Source organism: Anoxybacillus ayderensis (genome assembly GCF_000833605.1).
GTDB classification, from domain to species: domain Bacteria; phylum Bacillota; class Bacilli; order Bacillales; family Anoxybacillaceae; genus Anoxybacillus; species Anoxybacillus ayderensis.
This window is the reverse complement of sequence record NZ_JXTG01000009.1, coordinates 53,020-70,759: the sequence shown is the minus strand read 5'-3', so window position 1 is coordinate 70,759 and position 17,740 is coordinate 53,020. Positions and strand designations below refer to the sequence as shown.

Below are 17,740 nucleotides of genomic sequence, written 5' to 3'. Positions count from 1 at the left end.
AAAAAGGGGAGAGGTGCATTGTGGGAGGAGTTGCAAGCACATATTGAACAACTTGAGAAAAAAGCGCAAAAACGAACGTTAGTCAACGTAGAAAGCGATAGATGCTTTATACGTATAGACGGACAACATTTATTTAATTTTTCATCAAACAACTATTTAGGACTGGCGCATGACGAACGATTAATTCAAGCAAGCATGGAAGCAACGAGGAAATACGGCGTTGGAGCAACCGCGTCCCGCCTTGTTGTCGGCAACCATCCGCTATACGAACAAGCAGAAGATGCGCTCATTCGTTGGAAAGGCTGTGAAGCTGCGCTCATCGTCAATAGCGGATACACAGCAAACGTCGGCATTCTTTCTTCCTTAGCAGGACGGGATGCGGTCATTTTTAGCGACAAATGGAATCATGCAAGCATTGTGGATGGCGCGATATTAAGTCGGGCAGAAGTAAAACGATATCGCCACGCTGACATCGATCATTTAGAGATGTTATTAAAAAAGACAGACAGACATAAGCGAAAACTGATCGTTACCGACACGATTTTCAGCATGGACGGTGACGTCGCCCCATTGCGCGAACTCGTTTCGTTAAAAGAAACATACGGAGCGATACTCGTCGTCGATGAAGCGCATGCAAGCGGTGTATATGGGAAAAACGGGGAAGGAATGGCTCATGAATGTCAAGTGGCACAACATGTAGACGTACATATGGGAACATTCAGCAAAGCGCTCGGTGCATATGGGGCTTATGTCGCTGGAAAGCGCGTGTTCATCGATTATTTGATTAACACGATGAGACCGTTTATTTTTACAACAGCGCTACCTCCAAGCGTACTCGGCACCATTTATGCTGCGATTGACGTTGTACAAAAAGAGCCAACGCGGCGTTACCATTTACGTGCGTTGAGCGACCATTTCCGCACGCGTCTTCAACAGGCGGGGTTTCATATAGGAGAAAGCACAACGCACATTGTCCCCCTGATCGTTGGCGACAATGAACGGGCTCTTGCGTTTAGCGCCCGATTGCGCGAGCGTGGCATTGTCGCCGTTGCGATTCGTCCACCAACGGTCCCAGAAGGAACGGCGCGCATTCGTTTTTCGCTCATGGCAACGATGACAAAAGAACAAATCGATTGGGCGCTTGAGCACATTTGTGCAGTCGGAAAAGAAATGGAGTTGATCGCATGAACGTGCTATTATTGCCGGGTTGGGGAATGAAAGGAGAAGTGTTTGCCCCACTTATTCATGCGCTCCAGCCAAGTCACGTCACCATCGTCGCATGGGAGCATATGCGTGATGTACATCATTTTTTAACGAAAGCAGAAGAAGCCTTAACCGTTCCATCTCTTGTGATCGGTTGGTCGCTCGGATCGCTCGTCGCTTTACAACTCGCTACGCATGAACATGTTCAAGCGCTCGTATGTATCGGGGGAACGAGCCGATTTACCACAACGGAACATTACAATGCCGGTTGGCATGCGCGCGTGGTTGAACGAATGAAAGGACAATTGCTACGCCAACCGGAAAAAACGATACAATCATTTATTGATATGTTATGGGGCGAGGAAGAGGCGGAGCCATTCCCGTATATGTATCATCACATTCCGGACTTGTTGATTGGACTAGACTACTTACTCACAACAGATGTGCGCGACAAGCTGTCATGTATTCGTGTGCCGCTATTACTTATTCATGGAGAACGCGATCGCATTTGCCCGCCGCAAGCCGCTCAATATATATATGAACGAACAAACAATTGTACGTTTATGCTTATGCCAAACGTCGGGCACGCGCCGCACGTCACGCAACCAAACGCATGCGCCCATTACATTCAAACATGGTTAGGCGGTGGAAAAAATGATTGATAAACAATTGATGCAAAAGCGATTTAGCGAACGAGCAAATACGTACGATCAGTTCGCAAACGTCCAAAAAAAGATGGCGCATGAGTTAATGGCACGCATTTCTCGCCCGCCAAAAACGATTTTAGAAATCGGCTGTGGCACAGGATATTTGACAAAATTGTTGTATGACGCTTATCCGCATGCACAGCTCACCGCCATCGATATCGCCCCGGGCATGATTGAAGTCGCAAAAGAACGACTAGGGGATGCACCGGTGACTTGGCTTTGCGCAGATGTAGAAGAAGTAACATGGCATGAAACGTACGATTTAATTATTTCGAATGCCACGTTTCAATGGTTCACAAATCCAAAACAAACGATCGCCAAACTTGCCGAACGAAGAAACGAAGGGGGACAACTTCTTTTTTCAACATTTGGCGACCGAACGTTTTACGAGCTGCATACTTCGTTTGCTTATGCGCTAGCGAAACAACATATTCATGAGCCGCTTCGCATCGGGCCGTCGTTTCCGACATTTCGTGAATGGCTTCATATGCATGCCCATGCGCGTGGCCACGAACAGTTTGAAGTCGAATATTTTCCTTCTGTGCGCGACTTTTTTTTATCGCTTCGCCACATCGGCGCAACGAATAGTACGTCTGGGCGCTATTGCCAACGACCGTCTGTATTTAAAACAATGATGCATGAATATGAACAACGTTTTTCAGAACAAGGGCGTATTCGTGCGACATACCATTGTATTTCGATCGACATTAGTTAGGGAGCGTCATGTTTTTTCCGTAAAAAATTTCATCCATTTCTATGCGTAATTTTTGTGTAATGTCGTCTACTTCTTCTTTCGAGAGCTGATCTTTAGACAGTTCAAACAAATAGCTATCTAAATCAAACTCGCGCAATTTACATTTCGTATGGAAAATATGTTCTTGATACACGTTCACATCAATCATATCGTACTGTTTGCGAATGTCGTCAGGAATGTAGTTTTGAATCGATGTGATATCATGATCAATAAATAGCTTTTTCCCGGAAATATCGCGCGTAAATCCGCGCACGCGATAGTCGATAATCATAATATCGGTCTCAAACGAGCGAATTAAATAATCGAGTGCTTTCAATGGCGAAATTTCCCCGCATGTGGCGACATCAATATCGGCTCGAAACGTGCTAATTCCATCGTTCGGATGATATTCAGGATATGTATGCACCGTAATATGGCTTTTATCAAGGGCACAAACGACCGCTTGTGGTACAGGCGGTTCTTCTTTTGGCACTTCGATCGGGCTTTCCGATATAAGCATCGTTACGCTTGCCCCTTGAGGAACGTAATCTTGTTTGGCGACATTTAAAATATGCGCTCCAATCATATCCGCTACATTTTGCAAAATGCCCGTCAACCGATCCGCATTATACACTTCGTCAATGTATGCAATGTAAGCTTCCCGCTCACTTGCGCTCTTCGTATAACAAATATCGTACATATTAAAACTAAGCGACTTTGTTAAGTTGTTAAATCCGTGTAGTTTCATGATGCATCTTCCTTTCTTTTTTCTTATGTTGCCCCGTTTATGCGAAAAAATTGTAACTTTGCTCACAAACTTATATAATGGGTGGAAAGATTGGAAGGGGGGGATGAATGATGCATGCATCGCTTTCATCATTAGTTATCGTCATCGTTGCCGCTTTCCTCACGCCACTTTTATTGCATCGTTTTCGTCTGCGCATGATTCCTGTCGTGGTGGCAGAAATTATTGCAGGGATCATCATCGGGAAGGCGGGGTTCAATATTGTTGAACAAGATATGTGACTCGAGACGTTATCGACGTTAGGGTTTTTGTTTTTAATGTTTTTAAGCGGGTTAGCAATTGATTTCAAATTGGCACGCGCGCTGTATTTGCGTTGATTATCGTTCTCGTCGCGTTATCAGAAACGCTCGGGGCTGAAAACATTTTAGGGGCGTTTCTTGCCGAGGTGCTCGTTTCTTTATTGGCTCCAAATCAAGATTTCGTTCATAAGCTTGACTCGTTCGGCTACGGCTTTTTTACCCCGATTTTTTTCGTGATGGTTGGTGTCAATTGAGATTTGCGCCCGTTGTTTACACAATTTGATATTTTATTGCTTATTCCACTTTTATGAATTTAGCCGAGAACACTCGTGACTTTAGTCATGAGAGGTTCAAATGACAGTGACAAAGTAGTAGGAATTGTCGATGGCTACACGTATGAATTCCAATTGCGCGATCCGATTTATCCGTTTGTCCGTCGAACCGCACGAAAATAAGTAAGAGGGTGTCCTAAAAGTAATGGGACACCCTTTCTTATATCTCTATATATGACCCTTTCTTGAAAAAAGGCAAGCAGCCCCTTTTTGCTTAAAAGAAGAGGAATTGGTTGTCCTGTAGCGAATAACAACAATGGCAGAATTGTGATGTTTGCTCGGGTGGATAAGTTAAAAGTGAAGGTAGACGCGCATCGACCACTGCGCACGGGGGAATAAAACATTTACGGGACAACACGGTTATCCGCCAGCCGCCATTAAGGCGATCAACTATCGGTTGTGCGATGATGAAACGTTAGAAAAGGCAAGAATCGAAGGAGGTGTCTCGCGTTAGTAGCAACCTATGTAGAAGAAAGCCTACGGCAATATTTGCAGGTGCTAGGGATACAAGGGGATAGTGAAGGATAATGAGCAAGAGAAAAAACTAGCTATATGTAGGAAAGGAATGGAGTAGATGGATTTTTTACAAAAAATTGAACCGTATTTGTTAAGTGATGATATCATCATTCAACGTTTTGTCTTGCAAGCGCTAGAAGATTATCCGAACGTGCCCGCGGAATGGACGGAACGTCTTTTAGAAGAAGCGATGCGTTATAAAGGGACGGATCGGGAAAGAGAGATTTTGCGCCATCTTTCAAACCATACGTTCAGTGATCGAGCAGCACAGCTATTATTGGAAATAAAAAAAGATGACTTTTTATTCGCATTCGCTCCAGAAATCGCAGCAAAACATAAGTCTGAGTTATTGCAGTATTTGTCAGAAGACGACTGGCATATGTATGAACTGATGCTGCATGGAACAGCAGAGGACATTTGGGATGAATACTACTTGTTCATCGCATACTTAGAGCACAAAACAGGTTATGATAACATTTTGTTTACAGCTGCTAAACAAATGGTGCGTACGCTTGTGCAAAAAGGCTGGATGATGGAATCATACATCGAAGACGTGTTGAAAAAGAACGAACAACAAGATTATTTTTCCTACGAAGGTATTTTTGCCGTTTATGCGATTGGTCTGATGAAATTGGATGCGTATATTCCGTTCGTTGCGAGTCTGTTAAGGAGAACGGAGGAAGATATTTTAATTCAAGAAGTGGAGCGAACGTTGATTGCGTTTCAATCGGATGCGGTCGCTCATGCCGTTGCGCCGTATGCGGAAGAGCAAGACCCGTCTATCTTTGCCGCACACGTGTTGGCGAATATTAAAACGCCGCTTGCTTTGCAGAAGTTGCGCGAAGCGTTCCCGAAAATTAAAAACGACCAAGACCGTGCCTTTTTCTTTGAATCGCTTTGCCATCATCTTTCCGAAGAAGCGTTGCCAGAGATTGAACGTTATTTAGAGGAAGGGAAGTTTTCTCCAGCCATTGACGTAGAACAAGTAGCGTACAGTTTTTATACCGTGATGGGACTTACTCATCCACAATTAGAAGAATGGAAACGCGTTGCGTATGAGAAAGAAGAGCATTACCGCCAGCTATTGCAGCGGCTTTTAAATTATAAAAACGTCCCGCAGCGCCGTGAAGAAAAGAAAATAGGGCGAAACGACCCGTGCCCGTGCGGAAGCGGGAAGAAATATAAAAAATGTTGTGGGAAGTAAATGTTGCGACGACAAGCGTCGTAGGATAGCTGCACGCAGGGCTTATCGTTAAGGGATGGGGCACTAGCTGCCCCGCCCGTCGCTGTGTCGCTCGATAGCACCTATCGTTGTATCTAGGTGGTACGATATTTTTTTCGTGAAGGGGATGAAAACAGAAGGAAGACGAGAAAATGGGCAGTGATGTTATTCTATACGATTGGCGTCGTGGCAGTCACGTATGTTTCGTTTCGATTGGCTCTTTTTGGAATTTTCGAAGCAACGCACTTTCCGAACGGGCTTTTTTTGTTCGGGCTCACATTGCTTTTATTCGGTACGTTAGCGATTGGAGCGGGGATGAGAAAGTATATATTTTCTGTTTCTGGCAATAAGCGGGAGATAGTCAAATGGCAAACGGTTGCTATTGTATGCACCGTAGCGGCGACTTGGGTGACGATTTGGTTTTTAGTTTAGGGAGTGGCAGAAGGTCACCGCCCCCACACGATTTCTACAGACTCTTGGTTTGTCAAAAAGATCCGTTTTTTCTTTGTTTGTGTTAAGATAAAAGCAAAAAGAAATGGGGGAAAGACGATGAAGTGGGAAGAAATTCGGCAAGCTTTTCCGAATCGTTGGGTGCTCATTGAGGCGGTGGATGCCTATACAAATGAGAAAAACGAACGTGTTTTAAACAAATTAATCCCGATTGAAACGTTTTCGGATCCAATGAAAGCAATGAGTGAGTATAAACATCTTCATAAGGAAAATCCTCATCGAGAATTGTATGTTCTTCATACGAATCGCAAAGAAACAAATATTATGGAAAGAACATGGACGGGAGTGCGCCGAGGATGATAGAACTTCGGATCGAAGAAGGGATGTTGCTCGCTACATTGCAGTTAACCCATAAAAATAAAACGATTAAGTTAAAAAGAGCGTTAATCGATACCGGCTCAACAGGAACCATCGTATGTGCTGATCAAGCAGCAACAATTGGAATCGTTCCAGAAGAAAACGATTCTATTTATCGAATTAGCGGGGTGGGGGGGACGGAATTTGTTTATGCAAAAATTGTAGATGAAATCATGATAGGATCCATGAAGGCAGCAAATTTTGAAATTGAATTTGGTGCGATGGAGTACGGGGTAGAGCTAGATGCGATTATAGGACTTGATTGTCTTTTGCATATTGGCGCTGTCATCGATTTAGAAAAACTGATTCTTTATGTACGCTAGCGGAGAGATGAAACGAATGGAAGGAAAGCGGTTCACAAATGGTGAACGGCTTTATTTTTTTGGTATCTATCTTTTTCCACCCTTTCCAGCGATAGAAAAGGTATAACTATTTTCGTTGGAGGGTGAGAAGGTGTATATTTCTAATCAATATCAAAAGCAATGGGAAACCCCACAAACTCCCGAGTCACCAATCGACGTCGAGACGCTAAAAGAACGGTTGAAGTGGTACAAATAACCACGTTAAGCGCAGTTTTTTTGTTCCAAAAGAGCGGGAAATATTGTAAAATAAGAAGAGGTGAAAAGGAGAGGAGAGGATACGATGCCTGTTTATAATAAACTTGTTCGCGACAACATTCCACAAGTCATCGAAGCAGCTGGGAAGACATGTACAACGCGCACGTTAAGCGATGAAGAATACCGCCATGAACTGCGAAAAAAAGCGTTTGAAGAGCTGGAGGAATATGTGTAGGTGAGGGATAATGTAGCGGCAATAGAAGAATTGACGGACTCGAAGTTAAATATGTGCGCGTTGTGTCTATATTAGGTTGATTTTACCATTGAACATTAGACAGAATTCTACATTTTCCGCGCGTTTTTTGAGTTAAAATAACTATGTATATTTTTATCAATCAATGAATAAAAAAGGTCAGTAGTGACTCTAAGTTCAGGACGTGTTTGGATTTAATAATGGCGATAACTGGAGTGTTGATAGAATGACCGTTAATAATTATATTAAGTACTTAAATTCAATGAATAATGCCAACAGTTCTAATGAAAATGCTATTGCCGAATCGCAGATTAGTAATCCTTATTATGAGAAAATACGTGTTGATAGGAATATAGGTGAATACATTATTCAAAAAATTAAACAAGCTCCTAACGTAGTTATACTTACTGGGCACGCCGGAGACGGGAAAACCGGCCTTTTGTATCAAATTTTAAAATCATTAAATGCTTTAAATGGAAATTCCATTAGCAAATTTCAAGAGGTTTATTCTCAACAGTTAAACACAACTATTTTTTATGTGAAGGATATGAGTGAGCTGAATAAAGAGGAGCAGATTAATGTATTAAAACATGCTTTAGACATTAAAAATCATGGTGGCTCATCTATATTGATTTCAAATACTGGACCTTTGATAGAGGCTTTCAAAGGATTAGAGCAGGCTTATCCTACAGGGGTGTCGATGACTGAAATTGAAATGAATTTATTAAAATTAATGGACGAAAACAACGGAGGTATAGGAAAGGTAGGAAAGTATGATGTTTTACTAATTAACATGGCGAGAATTGATAATGTAATTATTATTCCTAGATTACTCAGAAACTTATTAGCTGATGATTTATGGATAGAGTGTAACAATTGTGAATCAAAGAAAAAATGCCCTATTTATCATAATTATCTTTCTGTTAAAGAAAACTATGTGAATGTAGAAAAATTTATCTCTTCGTACTATAGATGGCTATACGAAACAGATAGAAGGCTAACTATTCGACAAATCTTGTCACAAATTTCTTATAGCCTTACTGGCAATCTCACTTGCGATGACATAAAAAATAAATTAAATGGAAACACACTCTTTAACTATCATTTTTCTAACTTGTTTTTTGGGTATGTAGGTGTAATCAAAAATAAAGATGCGCTACAAATCAAAGCTATTCAAGAATTACAGAACTTACAACTTGACTCTAAAGAATTGCCTAATGATTATTCATTTTTTGTTCAGGAAGATTTTTCTTTTTTAACCCAAACAGTAAAGATGATTATTCAGCCTATCTGGAATAGTGAAATGAGAAGATACACTACATCATCTTCTGATTTATTAAAGAGCGAGAGGGCTCGTGAACTTAGGAAAGCGGTTAGAAGAGCCCAAATTTTATTTGGCAATCATGACGAAGATTCAATATCTAACATGTTAAACATGCTTTTTTCTCCTGTGTTTAGTGAATATTTAAAAATACGATCTAAACAGTTAAACTTACGGGAAATAAGAGAAATTAGAAATAAAATAGTAAAAGCTTTGTATACTATGTTTGTCGGATTTCCGATGGGTAACTTTGACGAGGAAGTGATATATCTCCCTGTGAATCGTAAAGAAATGGCTCAACCAGTGCAGTTGTTGCTTGGAAAGATAGAGGCATCTAGCATTCATGTAGAACAAAATTATATAACGTCGGTATACGATCGAGAAGAAGGTTATTACAGGTTAGAATTAAGATTTGAAAATGTGGATGGTAAATTTCCTATTTCACTAATGTTACTTGATTACTTTAATAAAGTTGTTAAGGGAGCAGTATCAACTAAATTAAATCCTTCGCTAAGCCATGGTGTGGATAAGTTGAAATCAAAATTATACCAGAGATATAGGTTCAATGGGAACCAAACTGAAATTAAGATTTTGATTCACACGGCAAAAGGACCGAAAATAATCACTTTAGAAATTTACGATAAAGGAATTTATGTAAAATAAATGTTATAGGGGGGATTATTTTGTTTCCGCATTTAAAAGATTTCGAACGAGATTCGGAAAATTTGCAAATACAAATTTATGGTCAAAGAATTTACCGTAGTCAAACCCTATATGAGTATCTTTTAGAGTTTCTCCTTGTTTTTATTTCTCCGAAGGGAGAAAGTGATTCCTTGGATAGTGCAGATCAAGGCTTTTCATTTTTTATTCCTAAAAATAGTACTTTGAAATATTTTCCTAATCCTCGCATAGGATTAAAAAGATTTATTTTTCTTAATAAGAGCGATCCTGAAAAAAGATTTAAGGTCGATAAAGATGCATTGAGCAATTTTAGAGTATACCTACAGGAAAATATAGAGACCGACAATTCTAACTTGAATCCGGATATGGTTTTGGATATTATTCAAGATTTGTTATATAGCTTCAACGCGGTTACTGGTGGAAGATCTTGGTTTGCTCAATCTCTTCTTCCTGTAGCTCCTGAACTTATTTTTTGTGAGGCGATGGGAAAAAAAGCTGTTCGAAAATCTATGGAATACAAAAGAAATGATGAGAAAGTCGATAAAGCTTTCTCATTTACTGATAGGGCATTTATGGCTAGAGGGGGAGAGGTTTATTATTTACATGTTTTACAAGGGATTTTACAAAAACCAGAGTATGAAGAAAGGCTTGTCGAAGGATTAAGAGGCTTACTGCAGGGGATACCTCAGTTAAGTGAAGTAGCGAACTATATTCAAAAAATGTGGTTTCTTTATCATTATGAAGATAATTCTATAGATTTTGATGGGATTAGTTGGATAAAAAGAGAAACTAGCTGGATTCCTGATAACTATTCTCTGAGAGCGGGATATACAGTTATCGAGTTAGATAATTTATTAAGAAGTAGACTAGATCCTTTTGAGAAAATACAATTATTAGGTTCACTTATAGCTGTACAAATAATCAGGATGATGTGTTTACAATCTACAGAACTACTTTACAATGATGATAGTCAAGAATGGCTAATAGATTTAACAGATAATCCTAATGGATCGATTAGAAAAATGGCGGTATCATCTTATCGGAAGTTGGAAGAGAATGTTTTTAGAGCTGTTCATGAAGCCAATCTAAAGAAATACCAAGAAAAACTAAGATCTCAAAATAAGAAAAGTAGCGAGATACATATATATAAAGAAGCATCGGAAGACACGAATAAGTTGGTTAGACGGCTGGGGAAAGATATAGAATTTGTTGTACCACCAACAGGGAAAAATATGAGGTTTACTTTCAACGAAAATATGATTAAGCTACTTGTTACTAGTTTAATCATTCCCGGGGAGAGAATACTTTTCTCAACGTTTTTAAACAAATGTTATGAACACTTCAGAATGGTTATAGGACCGACTGAAGCTATAAAGCATTTTGGAGAGAAACAAAATTTAGATTTAAGCTCATTTGATGAGAATGTTAATATTATGCAACAAATGCTTAAGGATTGTGGGTTTTTAAGAGACTTATCTGACGCTGTTTCTATTGTAGAGAATCCATTTGTATAAAAAGGGTGATAGGCTTGAGGAAATATGTAAATGAGATAGTTAATATCATGAGTGAACAGCTAGAGATAAATGGGAATGCATTTTTTCGTTTAGATCATTTTGTTCATCCTGAGGTTTATTTGAATGTTTACTTATACTTCAAACAATATGCACAGGGGCGCAACTTAAAATTCATAGCAAAACTAGCAAAAGAGAAGTATGATCTTTTTTCAAAAGAGATTTCAAAAGAAAAATCTTATAAAATAGCTTTAGAAAAGTTGGTGGAAGAAAAAGTAATAAGTTTCGAAGAACAGATGACTAAATGGAGAAATTTGTTTGCAGAGGAAAAAGGACTAGTTATTTTGATGGGAACAGAAAGTATAGAAGATAAAGGAGGATTAGCTGACTTTTATTGCATAACCCCAAGAACTATAGAGGAAAAATTGAATGGAAAGTATCACCTTTTGTTTCATGGGCTTATTGATATCGATGACGAAACAGAAAAGAATTTAATTAATAGTTTTTTTAAGAGTTTGTTTCAATATATTCCAAACGATTTATTTAAGTTAAGTATGGTCGTCGATGAACTTATAGAAAAAGGATTAAATGATGCAGAAAAAATCGTAGAATTTGTAGCTTCTAGATTTTTTGATTATTTCGGGCTACCTAATATAAAAAGTATAGATGCGATATGGATATCAAAATTAAAGAATAACAAACGGATAGATATTATAGATAAAGCAGTAAAGTTTATTACTCGAGCTGATTATAAAGAAGGATTGTCCGAAAAAGAATTTAAAAAGATAGAAGACAAATTTGAACAGTTCGAACAACTTCATCCGGAATTGATAACAAATTTTCAAGATGAAATATTACGAGAATTCAATAGCTTTTCGGAATTCAAGGAAGCAGTGTTTGATTTCATAAAAGGGAAAAATATAGATTTGCTTAGGGGGAAGCTCTCTAAAATAGATTTCAATTTAATAGAAAAAATTCTTAATATTCGAGTGTCATCAGGATCAAAAAGTACAAAGGATAAAGTAAAAAAAATCCATGGCTCTCCTTTACAAGCATATGCGAAAATTTTAATTGATTCAGTAGAGTCAGATGATCTAATAAACGAATCAATAGACATAAAAATAAGGGTAACCGAAGTTGTGTTAACGGATACTATTAATGATGACGAGCATAAGTTTGATAAGTGGCATGATTTATGTATCTCTTTAGGGGGGATTGTAGATTACATAAATCAAGAGCTAGATGAAGAAGTAAATGTATCGTATGTAGACAATCAAGATCCTTTTACATTACAGAATTTTAAACATATTAATATTAAGGCGGATACTAATACTGAAAGGTTATCAAAAATTCATTTTGAAATTTATATAAACAATAAGGTGAAAAAAGAGTACGTTTGGAACTTTAACCCGTATGAATATTGGCTACAAGCTTTCTCTCATACAAAATTTTTAAAAGAACTTGTCGACAAAGATGAGGTTTTTTTACCGATTTTTTATAGTAAGGGAATATTAAATCTTTTAGCTAGCACGGATAGTGAGTCGTTTCATTTTTATTTGAGAAACTTGTCGCTTGAATACACTAATATTTTTTCGCTATTTCCTATTGAAGCAAGAAACAGTGTAATTTTTACTAAATTATATCAATTAACTATACCGTTTTTGGCATTTGTACAAGATGTTAGTGAAAATGGACTATACAATACGATTAACGGTTTTAATAAAGATAGCGCTATTAGGTTTGTTAGTAAATATGTAGAAGTAGTGAACGATATTACCGAAAAAATAGAAAGTTTAAGTGATGAGGAAAAAAACTATCTGCATTTAGTAGTGAACTTACTGCTTTTAGTGCCTAGCAAGAATGAAGCGGAAAATAAGTTAGATTTAACTAGGGCTGTAGTCCCTCCATATCATCCAGCAATGTTAGAGAAAATAATAGACCAGCAAGCATTTCAGCGAAAAGGGTTTGCAGAACTTATTCAACTAGCCAAGAGAGAGAAATTAACTAAAAATTTTATTTTAAAAAGAATGGAAAAAATCGATAAACAATCTACAATTATATCTGGTGTAGACATAATTTATTCAAGCAACAATGCTAGTCGGGTTACTCGAGACGTATTTGGATACTATGCATTACATGGAAAAGGAGTAGCGGATGAAATTTATTTAAATCATCCCTCTTTAATGGCCTTAGGGAGGTCTTTAGATGAAGATTTTGACAGTAAAGAGGTTCTATCGGAAACATCAAAATCACAATTAGTATTTAACCATATGAAGCAGTACGTTCAAACTTTTCCATCTAATGCTGACTTTCTATCGGTGTGTTTTATTAACTTTGAACAATTACAAATCATAGTCGCTTCTCTTCATAAATTTATTGAGGAATATAAGGAATCGTTTCGATATGTAAATTTAAAAATACACATTATATCGCCATTAAATACTCAACATGGAAAAAGGTATTTGAGTTTTTGGCTAGATAATTTCTTTAGCGAGGATGATAATGTAAATATAGAAACTTATTATAGTTATATAGATATAAAGAATATGTCACTAAATGATTGGAAAAAGGCATTAGATAATTACGATATTATTTTTTACGAAAACATACTTGAGACAGCAGGGATTGATTACGAACGAACATGGGAAAAATCTATTAATCCCAGTGACACTAGGTTTCCGATGACGTTTCATCCTCTCCCTGCTTCAAGAAAAGACAGAGTAAGAAATATATCAATTAGCCAAAAGCAGTTTCAAGCTTCATTCAGTCATTCACAATTAGTGTTTTGGATCGAGCAGCCATACAGCGAAAAAGATATTTACCGAGTAGAGAGAAAGTTGGTTTTATCTGACCAATCTAGAGAGTTATTAAATTATCTTCATAAAATAGCTCGCTGGGTGGTTACTATAGATACATGTCTAGATAAAACATTCTATGATAGTGAAAATATCATAAGTTTCTCAACTGGAGAGGGTTCGTTCGGAGAGTTAAATGTTGCGATTTCGTCATCTCCAGAAGTGAAAAATGATATATGCTTAAAGCTAAAATCTCGATTACAATCCATATTTACTTCTTGGGATTTAAGGACATGCGAGCAATCAGCGAGTTATTGCGTCAAGAAGTCTTCACTTTTAGATGGTATTAAGGTTTTAAAGGCATTGAATCCTTATAACTATGAAATTCATAATTTTTTATCTAGCCTTTTATCTGTCTATTCACTAGAGGTAGAAACAGTAACTGATAGCTTGATAGTTAGAAACTATATTTCGCTTGATTCTTATCAACATTGGTTTCATGAAGGAAAAATGCAGAATAAGTTAGAAAATAGGCCAGATTTTTTACTCTTAGAAATAGACAGGAATGGATTGCAGTTAGAAGATGTTATTAAGATTAAGGCAACGCTAGTAGAATGCAAAATGGGGAAAGAAAATGCTTTCCATGTAGAAAAAGGGATTACCCAACTAGAGGCAGGAGTACAGTTCCTAAAGTCTATTTTTGATCCTTCCTCTGAGAAACATGATAGAAGATATTGGTATTCACAATTGTATAGATTGCTATCTTTTTCGCCGGTTTATATCACCAATAATCCAAATGATAAAGAAACATTAAACAAAGGCTTGTTGAAGATAATCGAAGGAAAATTTGAAATAGAGTGGAACTGTGTGTTACTTACCTATTGGTTAGACTATAACCAAGAGGTCATTAGTGAGGAAAAAATTAATTTAAGAGATAGCGAGATCCTGTGTGTTCATAAATCATTTGGACAGATTTACATTCAGAAGAATTTATTGCCTCAAGATTTACAAGATGGTATTTCTTTTGTTGATATAGAAAAGGAAGAAATAGATCTTTTTGCGGATGATAGAGATGATTACCAAGACGGTGCGACACGTTCCTAACTGAAAAGGTTAGGCACTAGCGTAAAAAACTAGGAGAACTGATGGTTCGAAGAGTCGAATGAGAGGGTAACGCCTCGAAAGGCTCTCCCTAATACTCCGAATAGCGGCAAGATGGGGAAGCATCTAGTCGTTATAAGCTCGGTGAAGTCGGCTGAACGTTGCCGTAACAGATAAGGCTGACGAAAGCTCTCCAGAGGTGGGGGGTGCAACGGATAGGCCGGGGGTCTATAAAGCACTCATGGTGAGGATGCTGGGATGCAAAAACAGCTGACGAAAATCCGAATGTACAGCTCTAGAGGTATAAGTACCAGAAATGGTATTGCCACGATTGGTGGTGCTGGTGAGGTGGAGTAAGATTCGTCTTTATGAAACACCTTACAGCGTTATAGGCGCTGTCCAGCCAGCAGGGCTAGAGGGTTCACCTAAAAGTGCATATGTACAGATAGAACCATTGGAACGTGGAAAGTTGGCAACGTGGAGGTCTTACCCACCGATGAAACGGTGATGAGGAAAGGCGAAATGCTATAACTCATCTTTATGCCAGTGAGAGCGGTGGCATAGTACTGAAGAAGTGATGGAAACATCATGGAGGGATGGCCACTAGTCAATCGGCTGATACAACTGATTGATGGAACGCCGTATGAGGGGAAACTCTCACGTACGGTGTGAATGGGGGGAAAAACCAGAGATTACTTCAAAGGTTTACCTATCCATATTTTTAAAGAGAGTAAATGTAGAAAAAGATGTTGATATTACGAACACGGAATCTCTCATAAATGAGAAAGAGTATAATCGAAGTGACACAGAAAATGTAATTAATCAAACCTTAGTTGAGGCACAGGGGTACCACTTTTCTAGCAAAGTAGCAACCGAAGCTCTAGAGATAACTAATTCGAATAAGAGTATTTTAGATACTCACGAGAGAACAATCAACAGCTTGGAGAATATTCGAATTCTGCTAGGTGAAGAAGTTAAAACGAAAAAGAAAGTTTATTGGGAATATGGACACCCACAACTCGAGAATCGACATATATTGATTACTGGAAAATCGGGGGTAGGAAAAACATACTTTATCCAGTGTTTATTGCTTGAACTGGCTCGTCATAATATTTCAAGTATTATTTTTGATTATACAGATGGATTTAAAAATTCTAAGTTAGAGCCAGAGTTTAAGGGATATTTAGGAGATAGAATTAAACAATTTCATGTACAAATGCAAGGATTTCCGATCAATCCTTTCAAAAAAAATTTAAAGGAAATTGATGAAGGGCTTTATAAAGAAGAAGAAAATGCGGATGTAGCTGAAAGAATAAGAAGTGTTTTTGCAGCTGTGTATAAAGGGATGGGAGATCAGCAAGCTAATGCTATATATAGAGCTACGATGAGAGGTCTTCAAAAATATGGTGCTAAAATGAATTTACAATATTTGAGAGATGAATTGGAAGTAGACGGATCTAGTTACGCCAAAACAGCATTAGCAAAAATTGAGCCACTTATTGATAGAAACCCATTTGACTCTGAGTCAGAATATAACTGGGAGGAACATCGGAAACAAGAAGGAGTTATTTTTGTTGTTCAATTGTCTGGATTTGTGAGGGAAGTTCAGTTAATTGTAACTGAGTTTATACTTTGGGATTTATGGAATTTTAATTTATCACACGGAGATAAAACAAAACCTTTTCCAGTAATATTAGACGAGGCGCAAAATCTAGATCATTCCGAGAGTTCGCCAAGTGCTAAAATTTTAACAGAGGGGCGTAAATTTGGCTGGTCGGGTTGGTATGCTACTCAATTCTTACAAGGACAGCTAGATAAGGATGAGATTCAGAGGTTGCAAAATGCAAGTCAAAAAGTTTATTTTTCACCTCCGGAATCTGAAATAAGTGATATTGCTTCTTTCTTAAGTATGGATAATCAAAAAAGAAAAGAATGGGCTTTAAAACTGTCAAGTTTAGGAAAGGGTCAATGTATAGTCTCTGGACCTGTATTAGGTGCGAACGGTAACTTAGAGAGAGGGGCACCTATGATTATTAATATTACTTCGTTAGGAGAAAGGATTAAGTAGCTATGCAGTTCTCATTAAATTTTCATCAGACATTTGCACCAGAGAAGGAAGCGATTGCACAGTTAGTGCAACTCGCTTCTAAAACAAACGATTACTTATCAAAAGAAGAAATTTCAGCTATAACGACAATTCCAACTGGCCAACGGTCTGGAAAAGTTGAACCTAACATCATGTACTGTCAAGCAATGAGATTAATAAGCGTTCATAAAAAAGGAGTTGCTTATTCTATTCGCTTAACCCCTTTAGGAGAGGTAATCGTTAGAGAGGATCCGTTTTTTACAGAAACTTTAACACATTGGTTATGTCATTATAATTTATGTACCCTTAAATCTCCGGCAACGATGTGGTCTTATATTTTTAATACGCTCATTCCTAGTGCTGGGTTGGAGTTAGAACAACAATTTTTAGAAAATGCCCTTTGTAAACATTTTAATGTAAGTAATATTAATACTACTCCACTTCGTACATGCTATACAACCGAAAAAAGTTTTGGGAATCTAGGGATACTAGAGATTGAAAAGCAGAAATGCATTTTTAGACAGCATCAACCTAATAGAGTGTTTAGGTATTTATATGCGTATTTACTAATCAGTGAATGGGAAGAGTTGTTTCCTAATCAAACAGAATTAACGTATGACCACATAAAAAAAGAGCTCGGTTTTGGAAAACCTTTCATTTGGGATGATTTTGTTATTATGGATATATTGGATACTCTCCAAGAAGAAAGGATAGTTCTTATTAATAGGCAGCTATCCCCTATTACGATAGTTAAACAAGTCTCTTCGGAAATGTTATTAGGAAAAATATATAGTTTTTTGATATAGAAAAG

The 17,740-nt window shown here is 37.9% G+C and carries 13 protein-coding genes and 3 pseudogenes; 15 read left to right on the top strand and 1 reads right to left on the bottom strand.

Features of this window, described 5'->3' with window-relative positions:
- Window positions 1–18 precede the first annotated feature (18 nt).
- The 3 genes from bioF to bioC are packed head-to-tail and all read left to right on the top strand — an operon-like array spanning window position 19 to window position 2,625.
- Window positions 19–1,188, top strand: a complete 1,170-nt coding sequence (bioF, locus tag JV16_RS09265; protein ID WP_042535467.1) for an 8-amino-7-oxononanoate synthase — start codon at window positions 19–21, stop codon at window positions 1,186–1,188.
- Entirely contained in the window at window positions 1,185–1,865 is a 681-nt protein-coding gene (locus JV16_RS09260; RefSeq protein ID WP_042535466.1) for an alpha/beta fold hydrolase, read from the top strand. Before bioF ends, JV16_RS09260 begins: the two co-directional genes overlap by 4 nt.
- Entirely contained in the window at window positions 1,858–2,625 is a 768-nt protein-coding gene (gene bioC, locus JV16_RS09255; RefSeq protein WP_042535464.1) for a malonyl-ACP O-methyltransferase BioC, read from the top strand. Before JV16_RS09260 ends, bioC begins: the two co-directional genes overlap by 8 nt.
- On the opposite strand, the gene speD is transcribed toward bioC, so the two are convergent.
- Window positions 2,618–3,391 (bottom strand): adenosylmethionine decarboxylase, encoded by a 774-nt coding sequence (speD, locus tag JV16_RS09250; RefSeq protein ID WP_042535462.1) that lies wholly within the window; start codon window positions 3,389–3,391, stop codon window positions 2,618–2,620. The two genes, bioC and speD, sit on opposite strands and share 8 nt — an antisense overlap.
- Before the next feature lie 110 nt (window positions 3,392–3,501).
- Between speD and JV16_RS15260 the strand changes: the two are divergent.
- From JV16_RS15260 to JV16_RS15020, 12 genes and pseudogenes are all read left to right on the top strand, one after another.
- A pseudogene (locus tag JV16_RS15260) lies at window positions 3,502–3,938 on the top strand (cation:proton antiporter domain-containing protein); the annotation flags it as partial.
- Window positions 3,939–4,043: 105 nt separating this feature from the next.
- A pseudogene (locus tag JV16_RS15255) lies at window positions 4,044–4,142 on the top strand (SDR family NAD(P)-dependent oxidoreductase); the annotation flags it as partial.
- A gap of 451 nt (window positions 4,143–4,593) precedes the next feature.
- Entirely contained in the window at window positions 4,594–5,739 is a 1,146-nt protein-coding gene (locus tag JV16_RS15855) for a YecA family protein (protein WP_042535458.1), read from the top strand.
- Window positions 5,740–5,919: 180 nt separating this feature from the next.
- Window positions 5,920–6,189 (top strand): hypothetical protein, encoded by a 270-nt coding sequence (locus tag JV16_RS09235; protein ID WP_042535456.1) that lies wholly within the window; start codon window positions 5,920–5,922, stop codon window positions 6,187–6,189.
- A gap of 117 nt (window positions 6,190–6,306) precedes the next feature.
- Entirely contained in the window at window positions 6,307–6,567 is a 261-nt protein-coding gene (locus JV16_RS09230; RefSeq protein WP_042535454.1) for a hypothetical protein, read from the top strand.
- Window positions 6,564–6,947, top strand: a complete 384-nt coding sequence (locus JV16_RS09225; RefSeq protein ID WP_042535452.1) for a retropepsin-like aspartic protease — start codon at window positions 6,564–6,566, stop codon at window positions 6,945–6,947. Before JV16_RS09230 ends, JV16_RS09225 begins: the two co-directional genes overlap by 4 nt.
- 319 nt (window positions 6,948–7,266) lie before the next feature.
- Window positions 7,267–7,413, top strand: a pseudogene (locus JV16_RS09220) (nucleoside triphosphate pyrophosphohydrolase); the annotation flags it as partial.
- A 247-nt stretch (window positions 7,414–7,660) separates the two neighbouring features.
- Window positions 7,661–9,418 carry a hypothetical protein gene (locus JV16_RS09215; protein ID WP_042535450.1) on the top strand — a complete coding sequence of 586 codons (1,758 nt, stop codon included), beginning with the start codon at window positions 7,661–7,663 and terminating at the stop codon, window positions 9,416–9,418.
- A 20-nt stretch (window positions 9,419–9,438) separates the two neighbouring features.
- Window positions 9,439–10,950: a hypothetical protein gene (locus JV16_RS09210; RefSeq protein ID WP_042535448.1), complete on the top strand. Its 1,512-nt coding sequence runs from the start codon at window positions 9,439–9,441 to the stop codon at window positions 10,948–10,950.
- Between the two features lie 47 nt (window positions 10,951–10,997).
- Entirely contained in the window at window positions 10,998–14,846 is a 3,849-nt protein-coding gene (locus JV16_RS09205; RefSeq protein ID WP_160289328.1) for a hypothetical protein, read from the top strand.
- Window positions 14,847–15,474: 628 nt separating this feature from the next.
- Window positions 15,475–16,911 carry a helicase HerA domain-containing protein gene (locus JV16_RS09200; protein ID WP_042535444.1) on the top strand — a complete coding sequence of 479 codons (1,437 nt, stop codon included), beginning with the start codon at window positions 15,475–15,477 and terminating at the stop codon, window positions 16,909–16,911.
- Between the two features lie 2 nt (window positions 16,912–16,913).
- Window positions 16,914–17,735, top strand: coding sequence for a DUF4007 family protein (locus tag JV16_RS15020; protein ID WP_052481251.1), 822 nt, complete (start codon window positions 16,914–16,916; stop codon window positions 17,733–17,735).
- Window positions 17,736–17,740 lie beyond the last annotated feature (5 nt).